At 59.9% G+C, this 19,149-nt stretch carries 14 protein-coding genes; 5 read left to right on the plus strand and 9 right to left on the minus strand.

Annotation, left to right across the window (positions count from 1 at the left end):
* The first annotated feature begins 129 nt into the window (after nucleotides 1-129).
* Complete coding sequence (locus DKW72_RS13800; protein ID WP_232522408.1) at nucleotides 130-1,875, plus strand: autotransporter assembly complex protein TamA; 1,746 nt, start codon at nucleotides 130-132, stop codon at nucleotides 1,873-1,875.
* Nucleotides 1,872-5,435, plus strand: coding sequence for a translocation/assembly module TamB domain-containing protein (locus DKW72_RS13805; RefSeq protein WP_111642963.1), 3,564 nt, complete (start codon nucleotides 1,872-1,874; stop codon nucleotides 5,433-5,435). The genes DKW72_RS13800 and DKW72_RS13805 overlap by 4 nt, the downstream gene beginning before the upstream one ends.
* Here the strand turns inward: DKW72_RS13805 and DKW72_RS13810 are convergent, their stop codons facing one another.
* Nucleotides 5,436-8,408: a bifunctional diguanylate cyclase/phosphodiesterase gene (locus tag DKW72_RS13810; RefSeq protein WP_111642964.1), complete on the minus strand. Its 2,973-nt coding sequence runs from the start codon at nucleotides 8,406-8,408 to the stop codon at nucleotides 5,436-5,438.
* Between the two features lie 259 nt (nucleotides 8,409-8,667).
* Here DKW72_RS13810 and DKW72_RS13815 point away from each other — a divergent pair, with 259 nt between their 5' ends.
* Genes DKW72_RS13815 through DKW72_RS13825 form a run of 3 tightly spaced genes read left to right on the plus strand, consistent with a single transcriptional unit; the run spans nucleotide 8,668 to nucleotide 11,935 of the window.
* Entirely contained in the window at nucleotides 8,668-9,267 is a 600-nt protein-coding gene (locus DKW72_RS13815) for a gluconate 2-dehydrogenase subunit 3 family protein (protein WP_111642965.1), read from the plus strand.
* A 32-nt stretch (nucleotides 9,268-9,299) separates the two neighbouring features.
* Nucleotides 9,300-11,015 (plus strand): GMC oxidoreductase, encoded by a 1,716-nt coding sequence (locus DKW72_RS13820; RefSeq protein ID WP_111642966.1) that lies wholly within the window; start codon nucleotides 9,300-9,302, stop codon nucleotides 11,013-11,015.
* 53 nt (nucleotides 11,016-11,068) lie between these two features.
* Entirely contained in the window at nucleotides 11,069-11,935 is an 867-nt protein-coding gene (locus DKW72_RS13825; protein WP_111642967.1) for a sugar phosphate isomerase/epimerase family protein, read from the plus strand.
* Nucleotides 11,936-12,005: 70 nt separating this feature from the next.
* On the opposite strand, the gene DKW72_RS13830 is transcribed toward DKW72_RS13825, so the two are convergent.
* The 8 genes from DKW72_RS13830 to tatA all read right to left on the minus strand — a co-directional run bounded on the left by DKW72_RS13830 (nucleotide 12,006) and on the right by tatA (nucleotide 19,147).
* On the minus strand, nucleotides 12,006-12,590 hold the full coding sequence (locus tag DKW72_RS13830; protein ID WP_111642968.1) for a gluconate 2-dehydrogenase subunit 3 family protein: 585 nt from the start codon (nucleotides 12,588-12,590) through the stop codon (nucleotides 12,006-12,008).
* Between the two features lie 2 nt (nucleotides 12,591-12,592).
* Nucleotides 12,593-14,278 carry a GMC oxidoreductase gene (locus tag DKW72_RS13835; protein WP_111642969.1) on the minus strand — a complete coding sequence of 562 codons (1,686 nt, stop codon included), beginning with the start codon at nucleotides 14,276-14,278 and terminating at the stop codon, nucleotides 12,593-12,595.
* Between the two features lie 77 nt (nucleotides 14,279-14,355).
* Entirely contained in the window at nucleotides 14,356-15,270 is a 915-nt protein-coding gene (locus DKW72_RS13840; RefSeq protein WP_111642970.1) for a hydroxypyruvate isomerase family protein, read from the minus strand.
* Between the two features lie 222 nt (nucleotides 15,271-15,492).
* A complete protein-coding gene (gene cfa / locus DKW72_RS13845) occupies nucleotides 15,493-16,674 on the minus strand; it encodes a cyclopropane fatty acyl phospholipid synthase (RefSeq protein WP_111642971.1) in 1,182 nt (393 codons plus the stop codon).
* Between the two features lie 140 nt (nucleotides 16,675-16,814).
* Nucleotides 16,815-17,501 (minus strand): EAL domain-containing protein, encoded by a 687-nt coding sequence (locus tag DKW72_RS13850; RefSeq protein ID WP_232522409.1) that lies wholly within the window; start codon nucleotides 17,499-17,501, stop codon nucleotides 16,815-16,817.
* 179 nt (nucleotides 17,502-17,680) lie between these two features.
* A complete protein-coding gene (gene tatC / locus DKW72_RS13855) occupies nucleotides 17,681-18,475 on the minus strand; it encodes a twin-arginine translocase subunit TatC (protein WP_111642973.1) in 795 nt (264 codons plus the stop codon).
* A gap of 4 nt (nucleotides 18,476-18,479) precedes the next feature.
* Entirely contained in the window at nucleotides 18,480-18,881 is a 402-nt protein-coding gene (gene tatB / locus DKW72_RS13860) for a Sec-independent protein translocase protein TatB (RefSeq protein WP_111642974.1), read from the minus strand.
* A 20-nt stretch (nucleotides 18,882-18,901) separates the two neighbouring features.
* Nucleotides 18,902-19,147, minus strand: coding sequence for a twin-arginine translocase TatA/TatE family subunit (gene tatA, locus DKW72_RS13865; protein WP_111642975.1), 246 nt, complete (start codon nucleotides 19,145-19,147; stop codon nucleotides 18,902-18,904).
* Nucleotides 19,148-19,149 lie beyond the last annotated feature (2 nt).

Below are 19,149 nucleotides of genomic sequence, written 5' to 3' on the forward strand. Positions count from 1 at the left end.
TACAATGATGCGCTTTACAAAAACTAACCCCGTGTCGGGTAACGCTCTAGGCGCCGGGAGGTCGAACCGGTAAAGTAGTGCATAGTATGCAGGCTTTGGGCCTGCCTTTGTTGTTTTTAAGGTAACGCTTTGTTCATCAATTATTTCGCATACAGTGTCCGGCGCGCAGGCTGGCTGCTGGCACTGCTTTGGTTGTCCCACAGTGCCCTGGCGTCATCCCCCAGTGTGCGCCTGGAGGGCGGGCCGAGCGAGTTGCGCGAAAACATCCGTCACTTTCTGACTATCGCCGAAGAGCCTTGCGCTACCCCCCAATGGCGTCTGCGGGCGCTTCTGCGCGATGTCGACCGCCAGATCCAGTCGGCCGCACAAGCGCTGGGTTACTACCACGTGGAATCCACCAAGGAGTTGAGCCGCGACGACGACTGCTGGGCATTGGATATCACTCTGGACCCGGGTGAACCGATGCTGATCAGCGCGGTGGAGGTGCGCATCGAAGGTGAGGGCGAGGACGACCCCGCGTTTGTGTCGTTGCGGCGCAACCCGGGTGTGCGCGAAGGTGAGCGCTTGAACCACGGCCGTTACGAATCCTATAAAAACCGTTTCGGCGCCATCGCGTCGTCGCGGGGCTATTTTGACGCCCGTTTTGAGCGTGCGCGCATTAACGTCAACCGCTCGGAAAACACCGCTCGCATCGAGCTGCACTATATCACCGGGCCGCGCTACCGTTTTGGTGAGATTACACTCAGCCACGATATTCTGGGCGAGCCACTGCTGAAGCGCTATCTGACCTTCGAGCCAGGTGATCCCTACGACACCGATAAACTCATGGAACTCAAGTCGCTCTACAATGCCAGCGACTACTTTCAGAACGCGCGGGTCGCTCCGCGCCTGCAATCACTGTCGGGTGAAGAGGTGCCGGTGGAGATCGAGCTGGAGGGGCGCAAGCGACGCAGCTATTCTGTGGGTGCCGGTTATGCCACTGACACCGGGCCGCGTATTTTGTTTGGCTATGAGGATCGGTACGTCAACGATCGCGGTCATTCCTGGAAGGCCGAGACCCGGCTCTCAGAGGTCAAGTCGACCTTAGAGACGGTGTACTCCATTCCCATGACCCGCCCGGCCTACGAGTCGGTGCAATTGGTGGCCGGGGTCGAGCGCGAGGACACCCGGGTGGCGATCAGTGACCGCTACACAGTGGGTACCCGCTACACCCGCTGGCAAGATAACCAGTGGCTGCAAACCTATTCCATCAACTATGAAATGGAAAACTTTGTTATCGGTAGCGAGCCGCGCCAACGCTCACACCTGCTGATTCCGGCCTTTGCCATGTCACGCACCAAGGCCGATGGCAGCAACTATCCCACCGAGGGCTGGAGCCTGATGGGCCGGATTTCCGGTTCGCCGGAGACCTTTGGCTCGGATTTCAGCTTTTTGCAAGTGATGGGGCGGGCCAAGTACATTCAGTCTGTGGGCACTGGACGCTTGTTACTGCGTGCCGAAGGTGGCGCCACCGCCATGGACGAGTTCGATCGCCTGCCGCCGTCCGTGCGCTTTTTTGCCGGTGGTGATGCCAGTGTCCGGGGCTACAGTTACAAGTCATTGGGGCCGACCAACGACGAGGGCGAAGTGATTGGGGGTAATCACATGCTGGTGGGCAGCGTCGAGTACGATTACCGCTTTCGCCCGAGCTGGGCAGCGGCGGTCTTTATGGATGCCGGTAACGCCTTCAACGATTCGGACTTCACCGTCAAACGCAGTGCCGGTGTCGGGGTCCGCTGGATTTCGCCCATCGGCCCGATTCGCGTTGATGTTGCCCGGGCCCTGGACGACGAGGGTGGCTGGCAGCTGCATCTGAGCATGGGGCCTGACCTATGAGGTGGGTATGGCTGATTCTCAGGTGGTTGCGCTTTACGCTGCTGAGTGTGCTGGCGATTTTTGTCACACTGGTGTTGCTGGTGAGCCTGATTGTGGCCACCGAGCCGGGCAGTCGCTGGGCCATCAACACGGCGGTCGAGCGTATTCCCATGGTCGAACTGGGAACCATCGAAGGCAATATGCTCACCGGTTTGGACGTGTCCTATGTGGACTACGCGCTTGACGAACAGCACTACCGCATCGAGGAATTGTCGTTCCGCTGGCAGCCGCTAGCGCTCCTGTATCGAAGCGTCTCGGTGCAGTCGCTGGAGGCCAGCCGCGTCACCCTGGTACTGCCGGCGGGCGCGGAGGCGGATCCTGAGCCTACCGACTGGAGCGACTTTGAATGGCCCAGCCTGGCTCTGCCGGTGCAGATCCAGTTGGGCGGCCTGGCACTGCGCGATATAACCCTGGTGCAAGGGGACAATGAGTTCTATCTGGAAAGCGTCAGCGGCTCCTACACTCATGGCAGTTTCAGCGCCCGGGTCGACGACCTGGAAGTGGTCGCCCCGGCGTTCCGCGTGAATGCCTCGGCGCGCCTGGGCGTGCGTCACCCTTACGCCGGCGAGGTCACGGTTGACTGGCACTACGACCTGCCTATGGGCGAAGACGAACCCCCTTTGCGGCTGGCCGGGCAGGGTGAACTTGACGGCAATATCGACGATTTGCGCCTGCGCCATCAATTGCAGGGGCCCGTCGCCCTGGATACCCGGGCGCAGATCGAGCTGTTTCTGCTTGAAGAGCGCAACCCCCGAGTCAGCCTGGACAACCGCTGGCTGGGGCAGAGTCCCCCCGAGCGTTTCTGGACCCTGGATCAGCCTTTGCCCGTATCCAGTGGCCGCCTGCAATGGTCGGGCTGGCTCGATGATTACCGGGTGCAGCTCAACCTCAGTGCCGCCGCTGAAGGCCTGCCGCCCCTGGCGTTGGTGCTCGATGCGCGCGGCGATCTGGCCGAGCTGCAGATCGACACCTTGCAGGCCACGCTCGCCGCCATGCGCTTGAACACCAACGGTTGGTTGGCCTGGGCCGAACCGGCGACCGAGCGCACTCTGGCCTGGGATTTGGCGCTGAGCACCGAAGACATCAATCCGGGTGACTGGCTGGAAGACTGGCCTGGGCAGGTGAGTGCGTCCTTGCGCACGCGCGGCGCGTGGGCTGAGGACTACCTGGATGTGCAGGTTGAAGAATTGGATCTTTCCGGGCAGCTGCGGGATCTGGCGCTGTCCGGCTCGGGTGCCGCCCGTTTTGCCGACGGTCGTCTTGAAACCGAGGGTCTGGCTGTCGGGTTGGGTGAGAACCGATTGCAGATCAACGGCCACTGGGACGACACTTTTGACCTGAGCTGGCAACTGACAGCGCCGGGGCTGGGCGACATTGACCCGGATCTGAGTGGAACCCTCAATGCCGAGGGGCGCTTGTCGGGCGATTGGGAGTCACCGGCATTGCAGTTGGCGCTGGCGGGCGACGCCCTGGGCTGGCGCGACTACGCCATTGATGTTCTCGCCATCGATGTCGAACAGACCGGCAGTGCCAGCTTCCGGCTGGCGGCCTCCGCCGAGGGCCTGCAGCTCAATGAGCAACGCCTGGAGCAGGTCACCCTGACCGGTGACGGCAGTCTGGACGATCACCGCGTGGCATTGAGCGTTAACAGCGAGACCTACGGCCAGTTGGCCTTGAGCCTGGGGGGCAGCTACGGTGACGAACAGTGGCAGGGGCAGTTTGATGCCTTTGAGTTGCGGATGCCTGAGGCGCCAAGGGTATGGTTGCTGAGCAGCGACACCCTGGTGCTGGGCCCGGAGCGTGCCGAAATCGGCCGCCAATGTCTGACCACCCGGATCGGCCGCAACCCGGGCGACGATGACGAGCCGCCTGGGGCCCTGTGTGTGGATGGCGTCTGGGATCAGAGCGAAGGGACGGCGCTCAATCTCGCTATAAACAGCTTCTCGCTGCGCATGGCCAATCTCTTCTTGGGTCCGGAAGCGACCATAGGCGGCTACCTCGAGGGACAGGGGGAGTTCGTGATGCGACCGGGCCTGTCACCGGAAGCCAGTCTTTCGCTTCATACCCGCGACGGTGAATTCCGCTACCAGTACGAGGATGACGACCTGGATGTCTACGCGTGGGAGCGTCTGGAGCTCAGCGCGCGCTGGGTAGACAACGAGATCAATGCCGATTTCATCACCGACTGGGCCGAGTACGGGGATGCCCGAGCGCGCCTGCAGATCGCGATGGATAGCCGTGCGCTCGACGGCGACGTGCAGGTCAGGTTTGGCGACCTGACCCCACTGGAGGCACTGGTGCCACGTCTGCACCAGGTGGGCGGCGACTTGAGTGCGGACATTCGTATTGCCGGGACGCTGGATACGCCCGAAGTACAGGGGCAGTTGGTTCTCCAGGACGGCACCGCCATGCTGCCCGAGCTGGGGCTGGAGTTTACCGACGCGGGTGTGCGTCTCAACAGCGATCAGAGCGGACTCGTTACCCTGGAAGGGGAAGTGACCTCGGGCGAAGGCACGCTCACCCTCAGCGCTGAAGGCAGCAACCTGATCGGGCCGGACTGGCAGCTCAGCGGCAGCCTTGAGGGGGAGGATTTTCAGGTGATTCGCAACACGCCACTGGAGATGCGGGTCAGCCCCTCACTCAATGCCAGCGCCAGTGCCGAGGCGATTCGGGTCGAAGGCACGGCGAGGATTCCCTATGGGCGCGCCAACATTCAAACGGTGCCCGCCTCTGCAACCCGCGTGTCCGAGGATGTGGTCCTGGTCAACGGTCTGGACGAAGAGGCCCAGGCCGGTTCGAGAATTCCCTTGTTCATGGACATTCGCCTGCAGTTGGGGGACGACGTGCACTTCAGCGGTTTCGGTCTGGAGAGTCGCCTGTCGGGGGAGTTGAGGCTGCTGCAAACCCCGGCGCGGGGCTTGCTCACCACCGGTGATGTGGGGGTGGTTGAAGGTCGCTATCGGGCCTACGGTCAGACGCTGGAAATTCCCCGCGGCCGGTTGATTTTTCAGGGCCCCTACGACAACCCGGGCCTGGATATTCGCGCCCAGCGGGTGATTACCTCACCGGGCGAAGAAGATATTACCGTGGGCCTGGAAATCGGAGGCACCCTGCAGCGTCCGCGCAGCACCGTATACTCCACCCCAACGCAGCCCGACAGTGAGGCCATGTCCATGTTGCTGACCGGGCGGCCATTGTCGGGTTCCTCTGATGCCGACGCCTCCATGCTGGTCAATGCCATTGGCACCTTGGGGCTTGAGCGGAGCGGCTTCATCACCGCCGAAATTGCCAGCACTTTCGGCCTGGATGAGTTCAGCCTGCAAGCGGGTGATACCCTGGAAGAAAGCTCACTCTTTATCGGCAAATACATCACCCCGCGCCTGTTCGTGCGCTATGTGGTGGGCCTGTTTGATCAGACGACCACCATGGGGATGCGCTACCAACTCACCAACGGCCTGCGTCTGGAGGCCGAGTCTGGCTCCCAGCAAAGCGTGGACATGATTTACAACTTTGAACGCTGATTAACGGCGGGTGAGGAAGGCAGTGATGGCCTCGGTGTCCAGAGGGCGACTGAGATAGTAACCCTGGATATCCTGGCAGCCCATGTCGCGCAGCAGTTCGAGTTGCTCACGTGTTTCCACACCTTCGGCGATGCAACGCAATCCCAGGCTTTGCGACAGTTTGATGATCGTGCTGATGATCACCCGGTCGTCCATATCGGTGGTCATATCGCGCACGAACGACTGATCGATTTTGAGCTTGTAAATTTTCAGGCGTTTGAGGTAGCTGAGCGATGAATAGCCGGTGCCAAAATCGTCGATCGATAGCGCCACCCCGGCATCGTGCAATTTTTCGATGGCGGTAATGGCCTTTTCCGGGTTGTCCATGGTGATGCTCTCGGTCAGCTCCAGCTCCAGATACTCCGGCGGCAGCTCTGTGCTTTTCAGAATATCGAGAATACGCTGCGCCAGTTGCGGTTGGCGGAACTGCATGGCGGAAAGATTGATGGCTATTTTTGGGGGTGCAATGCCCTGATCGATCCACTTGCGCGCCTGGCGAGCGGCGGTGCGAAGCACCCACTCGCCAATGGGCAGGATCAGACCGCTGGTTTCGGCAATGGGAATGAACTCGGCCGGCGATACCCGGCCCAGCGTGGGGTGGGTCCAGCGCAGTAGCGCTTCCAGACCGATAATGGCGCCGGTGTGCAAACACTGCTGGGGCTGATAGTGCAGCTCGAACTGATTCAGCTCGAGTGCCCGGCGCATGGCGTTTTCCAGTTCCAGCGTGCGCACATAATGGGTCTGCAGTTCGGGCGTAAAGAAGCTGTAAGTGTTGCGTCCCTCCTGCTTGGCCCGGTACATGGCGATATCGGCATTGGTATAGAGCGAGTTGAGGTTGTCACCGTCATCGGGGTAGATCGCAATTCCCACAGAGCTGGTGATTGATAATTCGTAACTGCCCACCACGAAAGGTGGGGCGAGCATTTCCAGAATCTTTTGTGCGGCGTGGGCCGCACCGTTAGCATCGGTGTCAGGTAACAGCACGATAAACTCATCGCCCCCAGGGCGGGCAAAGGTATCACCCTCACGGATGATTTTTTGTACTCGCTGGGCAAAGGCCACCAACAGCTCATCGCCGACATGGTGGCCGAGCGAGTCATTGATGGTCTTGAAATTATCCAGGTCGAGAAACAGCATGGCCAGGGATTGGCCGCTGCGATGCGCCAGGTGCAAGGCCTGGTTGGCGCGCTCCTCCAGCAGTGAGCGGTTGGGGAGACTGGTGAGTGGATCGTAATAGGCCAGTTGATGGATCTGTTCCTGATCCTGTTTGAGCCGGGTAATATCACTCACGATACCGATGTAGTGGCTGACGCGCCCTTCACCGTCAGTCATGCGGCTGATGCTCAGCCACTCGGGGTAAATGGAACCGTCTTTGCGCCGGTTCCACACCTCGCCTTGCCAGACACCGGTAGTGTTAATGCTGTCCCACATGGCCTCGTAAAAGCTGGCGTCGTGTCGGCCCGACGACAGCATGCGCGGCGTGTTGCCGATGACCTCGTCCTCGTCATAGCCGGTGATGCGTAAAAACGCATGGTTGACCATGACAATCTCTTGCTCGGGATTGGTGATCAAAAAGCCTTCGCTGCCGCGTTCAAAGACTTTGGCGGCCAACTCGAGTTTGGCTTCATCTTCCACCTGCTTGGTGATGTCGATGTGGGTGCCGACGGTCAGGTTGGTCGGGTCACCCTGGTCATCTTTCAGGGTCCGTCCGCGCGAGAGTACCCACACCCAGTGTCCGTCCGCGTGCAGCATGCGAAACTTGCTTTCGTACATGCCGTCGCCCGGGCGGGCGAGGTAGGCGTTAAAGCGCTCAGTGGCGGCCACGCGATCGTCCGGGTGAATCAGTTGCGTCCAATGGGTATCGAGGTTGTCGCGTTGGTCCGAGTAGTCGGCCGGATTCAGCCCGAGCAAGGAAAAATATTCGTTCGAACAGCGCAGGCGTCGCTCGCGTGCAAAAAACTCCCAGGCGCCGGTGCCCGAGGCGGCCACCAGGGACTTAAAGCGTTGCAGGCTGGTGCTCACCGCACGCGTGCGCTGCCGGACTTTGGCTTCCAAGTGGCGTTTGTGCCAGTGCAGCTCAAACAGGGTCTTGAACAGGTAGGCGATCATGGCGCTGAATACCAGACTCAAACCGCCAAGCCCCGCCCGCCAAGGGGTGGATGCCCAGCCGTCGGCGGGGTGAACATCGAGCATCCAGGTGCCGTTGGGCACCTGGATGACCTGGGTCACCGGGTCCCGGTCGGTGAAGGCGGGGTCTTGCGCGATGGTTTGGCGCGCGCCGGTATCCGGGTGTTGGCGCCACAGGTGATAACTCAATCCCTGCGCCTGCAGGTCATCCAGGCCTGCGCCGGAGAGCGCGTCCTCCAGACGAATCGTGACGTTAGTAAAACCCCAAAATTGTGGTTCGTCTTCGGTGTCGAGAAACACCGGGTAGCGGCCGACAATCCCCAGTCCCCCCTGAATCAGTTCCAGCGGTCCGGCAACGCTGAGGACGCCGGCCTCGAGCGCGCGCAGAGACTCTCCGGCCTGTTGAATATCCGCCAACTGATTGAAGCCCAGGGCGCGCTCGTTACCCGCCTCGGGTCTGATGAGTGTGATGATGCCGTCGGGCGACAGTGACAAAGCAAAAACGTTGGGGTAAAGGTGCAGCAGGTAGCTGGCGACATCGTCAAAGCTTTCGGCGACGTTGTCGGTATGGCGCACAAAACTGGCTAAGGTCAGCCCGGCGGAGAGCGAGTGGCGCAAATCCGTTTCCAGGGCGCGCGCGCCGCCAGCGGCTTGAGTGGCCGCCTGAAAGCGGGTTTCCTGAATCAGCGATCGATACACCAGCTGGCTGAATATCAGGGATATCACCAGCGTCAGGAGGAAAGTCGCAGCGGCAACGATCCACGCAGTTTGCGCAGTCGTGAAAGTTGAGCGGATCGAACGCGTCATTCGTCGTCCTGTCGGGTATGGCGCCGGTGTTGGTACTCACTACTCAGTAAGCGGTGACTCTCAGTATAGCGGCATTTTCTGCCAATTTGGGTAGAAAATAAACCGTGCCCTGGGTGTGCATCCGCGAAACGCTGCGCACGCAAAGCCCGCAGGCCAAGTCGGTGATTTGCCACAAAAAGCTTTCAAAGTCATTGTGAAATCGGTTACATTTGGCATCATAACTGAGCGCCCCCACGTCGGGCGCCTAACCGAGGTCGCTATGAGCCAATCAACATTCCCCAGCAACGCAAACCGGCGCACGGCGCTCAAGCAGCTGGCGCTCGCCTGTGGCGTGCTGCTCAGTGGTCGTTCGCTTGATCTTTTGGCGGCGAATATCGCGCTTCCCCAAGATCAGACCCGGCGCCAGCAGCGTCTGCTCGATGAGCCTCAGCGCACGCTGGTGGCGCAGTTGGGGGAACTGATCATTCCCACCACCGATACCCCCGGCGCCATCGCTGCCGGGGTCCACGAATTTATTGATCACCAGCTGGCCTACTGTGCCAGCCGGGACGAACAACGGGCGTTTCTCGACGGGCTGCGCCGAGTGGAGCAGGTGGCTCAGCGCCGCCACGATCAGCCGTTCCTGGCCTGTGACCAGGACCAGCAGGTGGCACTGCTGCGGGCAATGGAGGCGGCGGATGAGCCGTTTACCGGGGCTGACCGGGCGTTTTTCCGGCAACTCAAGGGGTTGGTGCTGCTGGGCTACTACACCTCCGAGGTGGGTGCGACCCAGGAGCTCGCCTATGCCGCGGTGCCCGGTGACTACCGCCCGATAACCTTTGAGGAAGTGGGCCGGGCCTGGTCCAATCGCGCGCCCTGATACCGGCCACAGACAATCAGTGATGAGATGTTATGACTAAGACTGAGCAAAAATTTGATGCCATTGTAGTGGGTTCCGGCGTCTCCGGCGGCTGGGCCGCCAAGGAGTTGTCTGAGCGGGGCCTGAAGACTTTGATGGTGGAGCGCGGCCCCCACGTCGAGCATCGCAAGGACTATGTGGGGGAGGGCGTTGCGCCCTGGGAGATGCCTTTTCGTGGCGCCGTGGAGTTTGAGCGGGTGCAGAACGAGCAGGCCATTCAGCAGCAGTGCTACGCCTACAACGACGCCACCAAACAGTTTTTTGGCAACGACCGGGATCTGCCCTACAGCATCCCGGAGGATAAGCCTTTCAGCTGGATTCGCGGCAATCAGCTCGGGGGCAAGTCCCTGACCTGGCATCGCCAGTCCTACCGCTTGAGCGACCTGGAGTTTACCGCCAACAGCCGCGACGACTACGGCATCGACTGGCCCGTGCGTTACGCTGACCTGGAGGACTGGTACGCTTACGTGGAGCGCTTTGCGGGCATCAGCGGCAACCGGGACAAGATCGATATTCTGCCCGACAGTGTCAGTCAGCCGCCCTACGCCATGAACGCCGTGGAGCAGGCTCTGAAGCAGCGCCTGGAGTCCCGGTACCAGGACCGCAAAATGATCATTGGTCGCTGCGCCCACCTGACCGAGCCCACCGATGAGCAGAAGGCGCTCGGTCGCTTCCGCTGCATGGCGCGCAACGAGTGTCAGAAAGGCTGCAGCTTTGGGGCTTACTTTTCAACGCAAAGTGCGACCCTACCGGCCGCGCTGGCGACCGGCAATCTGTCCGTGGCCACCGACAGTGTCGTACACAGCGTCATTTATGATGAAAAAACCGGGCGCGCCACCGGAATTCGGGTCATCGACGCCAACAGTCTGGCCCAGCGGGAATACCACGCCGATGTAGTGTTTCTGTGTGCCTCCACTATCGGCACGACCCAGATCATGCTCAACTCCACCAGTAAGACTTTCCCCAACGGCATCGCCAATTCCTCCGGGGTGCTCGGGCACTACCTGATGGACCACCTCTACGGCGCCGGTGCCCATGGCCGCGTGCCGGGCTTTGAGGACGATTACTACCACGGCCGCCGGCCTACGGGCATTTATATTCCCCGGTTCCGTAATCTCTACCGCCAGGATGAGGGTGTGAATTTTCTGCGTGGCTATGCCTTTGCCGGCAGTGCCCAGCGTGATGAATGGGGCAATTTCGCCCACCGAGACGGCTTTGGCAAAGATTTCAAACAGGCCATCCGCCAGGCGGGTGGCTGGTCCTTTGGACTATGGGGCCAAGGAGAAATGTTGCCACGTTACGAGAACCAGATTACGCTACACCCGACCAAGAAAGACAAATGGGGTATGCCGCAGGTTCATATCGACTGTAGCTACTCCGACAACGACAATAAAATGCGTGAGGATATGGCCGAAAGTGCCGCCGAGATTCTTGAGGCGATGGGCTGTGTCGATATCCACAAAAGCATTGACTGGGATCGTCCGCCCGGCCTCTCAATCCACGAGATGGGTACCGCGCGGATGGGCCGAGATCCCGAGACTTCGGTGCTCAACGGCTACAATCAGGCGCACGATGTGCCCAACCTGTTTGTCACCGACGGCGCCTGTATGACGTCAAACGCCTGGCAAAATCCGTCGCTGACGTACATGGCCCTTACCGCCCGCGCCTGCGCTTTCGCTGCCGAGCAGCTCAAGCGCGGAAACCTTTGAGGGCGGAAGCGTCAAAGTACCTGTGATTACACTAACGATAGAAGGAAGTGCCCATGAAACTGTTCAAACCGGTAATGACAGCGCTGTTATCCGCTGTTTTCGCATTCTCCAGTGCCGTGTCGGCGCATAATCACGGCGGCAGCACCGAGCCGGGCGTCAGCGTTCAGCTCTGGTCCGTCAACCGCACCCTGGCAGACGACTTTGAAGGTACGATCAAGGCGCTGGGCGAGATGGGCTTTGACGGCGTCGAGCTGGCGGGCGACTACGGCCCCTACGGCGATGACCCGGAAGGTCTGAAGGCGTTCCTGGCCGAGCATGGCCTGAAAGTGTCCGGTGCCCATGTGCACTTTGATGCCTTTAACGAGGACAACTTTGATGACACCGTTGCCTTCTTCACGGCCGTTGGCGCCAAGAAGCTGATTATCCCCATGGATCATCGCGCCTTTACCGATAGCGAAGTGGACAATGTCGTGACCGACCTGGTGCGCTACTCGGAGAAGCTCGAACCCTACGGCCTGAAAACCGGCTACCACAACCATGCCGAAGAGTTTGACCGCTTTGGTGATACCACTTACTGGGATTACATCGCCGCGAGTACGCCCGAGCGTGTGGTGCTGCAGTTGGATGTGGGCTGGGTCGTCGCTGCCGGTAAAGACCCGGAAGAGTATGTGCGCCGCTACCCGGGCCGCACCTTGACCGCCCATATCAAAGCGGGTTTGCCGGACGATGCCCCCGCCGATGCCAAGCCGATTCTGGGCCAGGATGTGGCGGATTGGAAAGGCGTGATTCAGGCCATGAAAGAGGTGGGTGGCACCCGCTGGTTGGTGCTCGAGCAGGAAGTCTACCCGGATGGCATGACCCAACTGGAAGCCGTGCAGGCCTCCATGAACGGGCTACAGGAGATTCTGTCCGATCTGTAAATGACGCGCATAACGTCCACAAAAAAAGGCAGCCTTGGCTGCCTTTTTTTGTGTCCGGGAAAACGGGTGGTCAGGTAGCCCAGGCCCGGTCGCCTTTTTCGTAGGGGTAACAGCCGTCGTAGCGGCCGGGTGTAGCGATATGGCGCAAGGCCTGGGTGGCCCCGGCCTCGGAGGTGAAAAAGCCGAACAGGGTCAGCTGCTTGAGCATGGTGTAGAAATGGCTGCCGCTGATCTGGTTGCGCCGATCTTCGAGCGGCCGGTAGGGGGCCTCGCGCGCCTCCTGTTCCAGCTGTTCGAGCAGGGCCTTACGCTGTTCGGGTGTCATGGCCAAGAAGCTGCTCCCGTACTCCGACTCGCAGCGCGTGCGGATCTCTGCCAGCCCCCGGTGAAATTCCTGCTGGTCTTCGGGGAAATAGCAATTGTTCACCATGCGCTCCATAAAGCGGCCGATCTCGGCATCTTTGGCGCCGGGTACGTCGGTGCGCGGCAGAATGGTCTCGCCGATTTCATCCATCAGCGCGATATCGCTGTCGCTGAAAGTCAGACCGGCGGCCGGGGCGGCGCCGTTGGTGCAGCCGCTCAGGATGGCGGTGCCACCGATCATGGCCGTGCCTGTGAGCGCGGCGATCGCTTTTAACAGTTCTCGTCTTTCCACGGTTACAGGTTCCTCTTGTTGAGTTCGTCGACGGCGTGCTGGGCCGCGCGCGCGGTCAGGGCCATATAAGTCAGTGACGGATTGACGCAGGAGCCGGAGGTCATGCAGGCGCCATCGGTGACGTAGACGTTGGGCGCATCCCAGACCTGGTTGTGTTTGTTAAGCACCGAGCTCTTGGGGTCGCGACCCATGCGGGCGGTACCCATTTCGTGAATACCCATGCCCGGGGCATAACCCCAGTCGCCGCCGTGGACGTTTTTCACGCCGGTGGCTTCGAGCATGGCAACCGCTTCCTCGATCATGTCCTTGCGCATCTTGAACTCGTTTTCCTTGATCACCACGTCGGTCTCGAGCACGGGCAGGCCCCATTTGTCTTTGACGTCGTGGTTCAGGGTGATGCGGTTTTCGTGGTAGGGCAGCATCTCACCAAAGGCCGTCATGCCGATGGTCCAGGGGCCCGGTTCGAGCAAGGCGTGCTTGAGATCGGCACCGATGCCCATCTCGGCCACATCCCGATTCCAGCCCTGGCGACTGGCGGAGCCTTGGTAGCCGTACCCGCGGACATAGTCCCGCTTGTCGTCGTAAATATTCTGGAAACGCGGAATGTAGAAACCCGAGGGGCGACGACCGTAGTAGTACTTGTCCTCGTAGCCCTCGACGGTACCGCTGGCACCGCAGCGGAAGTGGTGATCCATGACATTGTGGCCGAGCTCGCCGCTGCTGCTGCCCAGACCTTCGGGCCAGACGTCGGTGGCGGAGTTCATCAACAGCCAGGCGGAGTTGAGCGCCGAGGCGTTAACGAACACGATCTTGCTGGTAAATTCGTAGACCTCGTGGGTTTCCGCATCGACCACTTCGACGCCGGTGGCGCGCTTATTGTCTTTGTCATACAGCAGGCGCGAGGCGATGGAATAGGGGCGCACAGTCAGGTTGCCAGTAGCCATGGCGGCCGGCAGAGTCGCTGACTGGGTCGAGAAATAGGCCCCGAAGGGGCAGCCCAGTGCGCAACGGTTGCGGTACTGACAGTTGACCCGGTTGTGTTCCGGGCGCGCCTCAGTCAAGTGCGCGCAGCGGCCGATGATCAGATGACGGTTGCCGTTGTAGTGTTTTTTCAGGCGCGCGGCGACATCTTTCTCGACGCAGTTGAGATCCATGGGCGGCAAAAATTCACTGTCGGGCAGTACCTCCAGGCCTTCCTTGCTGCCGCTGATGCCAGCGAATTTTTCCACGTAGCTGTACCAGGGCTCGACGTCCTCGTAGCGGATCGGCCAGTCAACGGCGATACCCTCTTTGGCATTGGCTTCGAAGTCCCACTTGTTCAGGCGATAGCTCTGCCGACCCCACAGCAGCGAGCGTCCGCCCACCACGTAGGAGCGGAACCAGTCGAAGCGCTCCTTCTCAACGTAGGGTGCGTCCTGTTCGTTGGCCCACATACCCTTGGTCTGCTCGTTGAGCGGGTAGTCACGTTTGAGTACTGGATGATTCTCGATCATTTCGGTGGTCGGCTGTCCCCGGTGCGGGTAGTCCCAGCTTTCCTTATGCATGTTCTCATAGCCAGTGATGTGCTCGATATTGCGGCCGCGATCGAGCATCAGCACCTTCAACCCTTTCTCGCACAGCTCCTTGGCGGCCCAGCCGCCGCTGATACCGGAGCCGACAACAATTGCATCGTAGTGATTTGACTTCATAAGCATACATCTTCAGTTATATTTGCTTTGGGCGCGGGCATCGAACTCCCCGCGCCGGTTAAGTACGCCGGGGGCTGTTACACATCGCAGATGCGCACAGCCTCGTACAGGGCGCGGATTTTTTCTTCGTCGGTCGCTCGGGATGGAATAAATTCCTGGGCCACATAACCATCGAAACCGGTATCGCGGATCGCGCGCATGATCGCCGGGTAGTGCAATTCCTGGCTGTCATCGATCTCGTTGCGTCCAGGGACGCCGGCGGTGTGGTAGTGGCCAAAATACGGGTGGTGGTCGCGGATGGTGCGGATGATGTCACCCTCGCTGATCTGCATATGGTAAATGTCGTAGAGCAGTTTGAAATTGGGTGAGTCCAGGCGTTTGCACAGCTCGATGCCCCAGGCGCTGTTGTCGCACATATAGTCCGGGTGATCGATTTTGCTGTTGAACAGCTCCATCTGAATGACAACGCTGTCTCTTTCGGCCTGCGCTAAAATTTGTTTGAGCCCATCAACGCAATTCTGCAGGCCGGTCTCGTCGTCCATGCCGTCGGCATTGCCACTGAAACAGATCAGATTGGTGTAGCCCGCCTCGGACACCAGGCTGATGTGCTTGCGGTAGTTGTCGATCAGCGTCTGGTGGTAATCGCGGTTGCACCAGCCTCGCTCCAGGCTGATTTCGGCGCCGTTACACATGGAGGAGTCGATGCCGTGTTCTTTCAGAATCGACCATTCCCCCGGGCCAATCAGGTCGATGGCGCTAAAGCCGAGCTTTTTGATCACGCGCGCGAGCGTGTCAAGATCGAGGAAGTTGAAGGTCCAGCGGGCCACCGAATGGTGAATATTCCCTTTGAGCGCGCGCTCGGTTTCATCGCCAATTGACCGGGCGGCGGGCAGCGCGCCAGCCACTGCCGAGGTACCTGCCAGGGCACTGAGGCCCAAGGTGCCGGCGGTCAATTGTTTGAGTAGGGCGCGGCGATTGATCGGGTCGGTCATGCAGCTTCTCCTCGTTCCTGACGCCATCAAAGGCGGCGTTTAGAGCCGTGACAGTAATAGGCTTTTGGGGGTTATGTAAACTGTCGGACTGCAAAGCTTTACAGTTTATCGTGAGTAAAGGGGCACTCAGTGTAAAGAAGTGTTGTGCGGGATCGGTTGGCGCACTCACTCAATTATCATATTTTTCAATAGTAAGGCTTTCGGCCCCGGCAGGTCAATGCGCTAGCGCAGGCTGCGGTACTCCCGTGTGGAGCCCGGCTGGGTGTACACCAATTGCCAGAGCTGGCCGTGGCGGGAGCGGAAGTAGGCCGCGCAGCAATGCAGGTAGTATTTCCACATCCGGTAGAAGTGACCCTCCCCGTAGTGGGGCTCCAGTTCCGGCCAGGCCTGCTCAAAGCGTTGCCACCAGGCCATCAGGGTGCGGTCGTAGTCGGGGCCGAAATTGTGCCAGTCCTCCAGGCGTAACAAGCCGCTGCTGCTGTGGTTGATCTGGTTGCGGGTGGGAATCTCACCGTTGGGGAAGATGTACTTCTCCAGGAAGGGATCGATCCCCTGACGGACTTGCTCGTTGCCGATGGTATGCAGCAGAAACAGGCCATCGTCGGCCAGCAATCGTTGGGCGGTTTTGAAGTAGGTGCGGTAATTTCGGTGACCCACATGCTCAAACATGCCCACTGACACGATGCGGTCGAACTCGCCGGTCAGGGAGCGGTAGTCCACCAGATCGATACGCACCGGCAGGCCCTCAACCCGCGCCTGCGCCAGCTTTTGCTGCTCCCGAGAGATGGTGATGCCCACCACCTCGGCACCGTAGTGGCGCGCCGCAAACGCCGCCAGACCACCCCAGCCACAACCGATATCCAGTAGGCGCATACCGGGACGCAGCTCGAGTTTGCGGCAGATCAGGTCGAGTTTGGCCCGCTGGGCGTCTTCCAGGTTATCCGCTTCGGGCCAGTAGGCGCAGCTGTACATCATGTGCGAGTCGAGCATGCGCTCGTAGAGGTCATTGCCAATGTCGTAATGGGCTTCGCCCACTGTAAAGGCGCGCTTGGGGCACTGGCGGTTGTAGAGCTTGGCGGCCAGATAAGTCTTCATCAGGTGCCAGGTACCGAACTGGCGGATGTGCCGGTGGACATTCGCCTGCATGGCGCGGGTGAGCATCTGGTCCAGACGCGGGCAGTCCCAGCAGCCCTGCATATAGGCCTCGGCAATGGCGAGTGAAGCGCCCCGGGACAGAGCCTGGCCGAAGAAGCGACTGTCGTGAACCCGAATGTCCCAAGGGCGGTCACCGTTGATACGGATGTCGGCGCGGCTGAGCAGCTCCCGGAAAAAGGCCACGGCGGGATCCTCCCGGCGCGCATGGGTGGCGCTGGCGCCATGGGATTTCGTCAGGGAGTCGGGCATACCGGGATCTCCGTGTGTGCGATGAGTGTCACTCAAAACAACGAGTCACGGCTAATAACTTAATTAGTAGAAGATGGACGGGGTTATAGCCAATAGATATACACTATTGGCTGTCGGGCGTTGATTGAGGCGCCTGGGTGTCAGAGGCAGTCGAAATCCACGGGGGGGAGAGTTTCAACTTCGGGGCGGGCGAAGTAATAACCCTGGAACAGGTGCACACCCAAATCGCGCAGCGTGTCCAGCTCGGCTTTGCTCTCGATGCCCTCAGCGATGATTTTAATGTCCAGCTCCTGACAGGTGCTGATGACGCCGCGGACGATGGCCTGGCGCACCCGGTTGTTATTGATATCGCGAATCAGCGCCATATCCAACTTGATGACGTGAGGCTGGAAGTCGGCAAGCAGGTTGAGCCCGGCATGTCCGGCGCCAAAATCGTCGATCGCGGTAATAAACCCCTGATTGCGGTATTCGGCAAAGATATTTTCAAGGTGACCCGGGGTTTCGAGCTTCTCGCCTTCGTTCACTTCAAAGATGATCTGCTCACAGGGAAAGTTCTGGCGTGCGGCTTCTTCCAGCGTGAGGCGGATGCAGGCCTCTGGCTGGTACACGGCGTTGGGCAGGAAGTTGATGCTGAGGTTGCACTTGATACCCAGTTGGCCGGCCAGCTGGATGGCTTTGATGCGGCACATCTGGTCAAACTGGTAACGGTTGTCGGGAGTCACCTGGTTCAGGATCTGCCAGGCGCCCTCACCGTTAAGGCCCCGGACCAATGCCTCGTAGGCGTAAACGGTACGGTTGTCGCTGTCGATAATGGGCTGAAACGCCATCGTGAAATCAAAATCCAGGGGAGGAAGGTCACGGCAGCGGCTGCAGCCCGCTCTAGGCTGAGGTGTCTCTTGTGTGCTCATAAGCGTCGTATCGGTACAGTGGTTTCGGTGTGTACGTCGCTTTCGTCTACCGGCAGCAAAAGCGTACCGGCAGTATAGAACACAAATTCAGTTGGCGTCTAATTCTTCTTGTTGTCGGTGTCACCGGGCGCCAGCTCTGAGTCTTCCGCAGCTTCTTCGGCGAGTTTGCGCCGGTAGACGATGCGGCCGAACACAACACCCACCTCAAACAGCAGCCACATGGGCAGAGCGAGCAGGGTCTGGGAGATGATGTCGGGCGGGGTGAGCAGCATCCCGAAGACAAAGCAGCCGACCACGATGTAGGGGCGTTTTTTGGCCACGCCGTCGGGGGTGATGACGCCCGCGTGGATCAGCAGAATGGTGGCAATGGGAATTTCAAAGGCGATGCCGAAGGCAAAAAACAACTTGAGGACAAAGTCCAGGTACTTGCTGATGTCGGTCATCACCGCGACGCCTTCGGGGCCGACACTGGTGAAAAAGCCGAAGACCAGAGGGAAGACCACGAAGTAGGCAAAGGCCAGGCCGGCGTAGAACAGCAACACGCTTGAGGTCACCAGCGGCACGGCCAGGCGTTTTTCGTGGATGTACAGCCCCGGGGCGATAAAGGCCCAGACCTGGTAGAGGATGTAGGGGATGGACAGCAGTATGGCCACAAACAGCGTCAGCTTGAAGGGCGCCAAAAAGGGCGAGGCCACTTCGGTGGCGATCATGCTGGTGCCTTCGGGCAAAAAGCGTTGCAGGGGCTCGGCAACAAACTGGTAAATGTCGTTGGAAAAGTAAAACAGACACAAAAACACTGCCAGCACCACGATCACGATACGCAGCAGCCGATCGCGCAACTCAATAAGATGCTGAACCAGGGGTTGTTCTTGGTCTTTGGCAGTTACCGTCATGGGCTCAGGGCTTGTCGTCCGCTTTGGGGGCGTCGTTGTCGTCGCCGGATTTTTCGCTTGTCTCGTCCGGCTCAACGGGCTCGGGCGCTTCGGCTTTGGACGCTTTTTTGGGGGTGTCGGAGTGCAGGCCCGGGTCGAGCGAATCGATGCCGTAGCGGACCGACTCTTCCATTTGCTGGCGGGTGCGTTCCAGGCTGCGCATCACGTTTTCGTTGTGCAGCTGGCGGCGAATATCATCAGCGCCGATCTGGCGTTCGATTTCCGAGCGGGTTTCGGTCAGGCTGCGTTTGACCCGGCCCACCCACAGGCCCACCGCGCGCGCCGCTTCGGGCAGGCGCTCGGGGCCGATGACCAGCAGGCCGATCACAGCGATAATCATCAACTCGAAAAAACCGATATCAAACACCCGTCAGTGGCCTCCGGCGCTTACTTCTGTTCGGATTTCTGTTCGGCTTTGGTCTCGCTGGTGGCTGACTCGCCCTCTTGATGCTCGACGTTTTGCGGGTCTTCCTCGTCTTTCTTGTCGTCACCGTCGGTGACCGACTTTTTAAAGCTCTTGATGGCGCTGCCCAAGTCGCCGCCAATATGGCGCAAGCGCTTGGTGCCAAACAGCAATACGATAATGATCAGAATAATGACCAGTTGCCAAACGCCAATACCACTAATACCCATGG

This window comes from Marinimicrobium alkaliphilum, from assembly GCF_003259155.1.
GTDB classification, from domain to species: Bacteria; Pseudomonadota; Gammaproteobacteria; order Pseudomonadales; family Cellvibrionaceae; genus Marinimicrobium_A; species Marinimicrobium_A alkaliphilum.

Bases quoted from the DNA above. Each gene is read 5' to 3' on its own strand.
- DKW72_RS13840 (WP_111642970.1), bottom strand. From the start codon at position 15,270: ATGACCGACCCGATCAATCGCCGCGCCCTACTCAAACAATTGACCGCC.
- DKW72_RS13850 (WP_232522409.1), bottom strand. From the start codon at position 17,501: ATGGCGTTTCAGCCCATTATCGACAGCGACAACCGTACCGTTTACGCC.
- tatA (WP_111642975.1), bottom strand. From the start codon at position 19,147: ATGGGTATTAGTGGTATTGGCGTTTGGCAACTGGTCATTATTCTGATC.
- DKW72_RS13815 (WP_111642965.1), top strand. From the start codon at position 8,668: ATGAGCCAATCAACATTCCCCAGCAACGCAAACCGGCGCACGGCGCTC.
- cfa (WP_111642971.1), bottom strand. From the start codon at position 16,674: ATGCCCGACTCCCTGACGAAATCCCATGGCGCCAGCGCCACCCATGCG.
- DKW72_RS13825 (WP_111642967.1), top strand. From the start codon at position 11,069: ATGAAACTGTTCAAACCGGTAATGACAGCGCTGTTATCCGCTGTTTTC.
- DKW72_RS13820 (WP_111642966.1), top strand. From the start codon at position 9,300: ATGACTAAGACTGAGCAAAAATTTGATGCCATTGTAGTGGGTTCCGGC.
- tatC (WP_111642973.1), bottom strand. From the start codon at position 18,475: ATGACGGTAACTGCCAAAGACCAAGAACAACCCCTGGTTCAGCATCTT.
- DKW72_RS13810 (WP_111642964.1), bottom strand. From the start codon at position 8,408: ATGACGCGTTCGATCCGCTCAACTTTCACGACTGCGCAAACTGCGTGG.
- DKW72_RS13835 (WP_111642969.1), bottom strand. From the start codon at position 14,278: ATGAAGTCAAATCACTACGATGCAATTGTTGTCGGCTCCGGTATCAGC.
- DKW72_RS13805 (WP_111642963.1), top strand. From the start codon at position 1,872: ATGAGGTGGGTATGGCTGATTCTCAGGTGGTTGCGCTTTACGCTGCTG.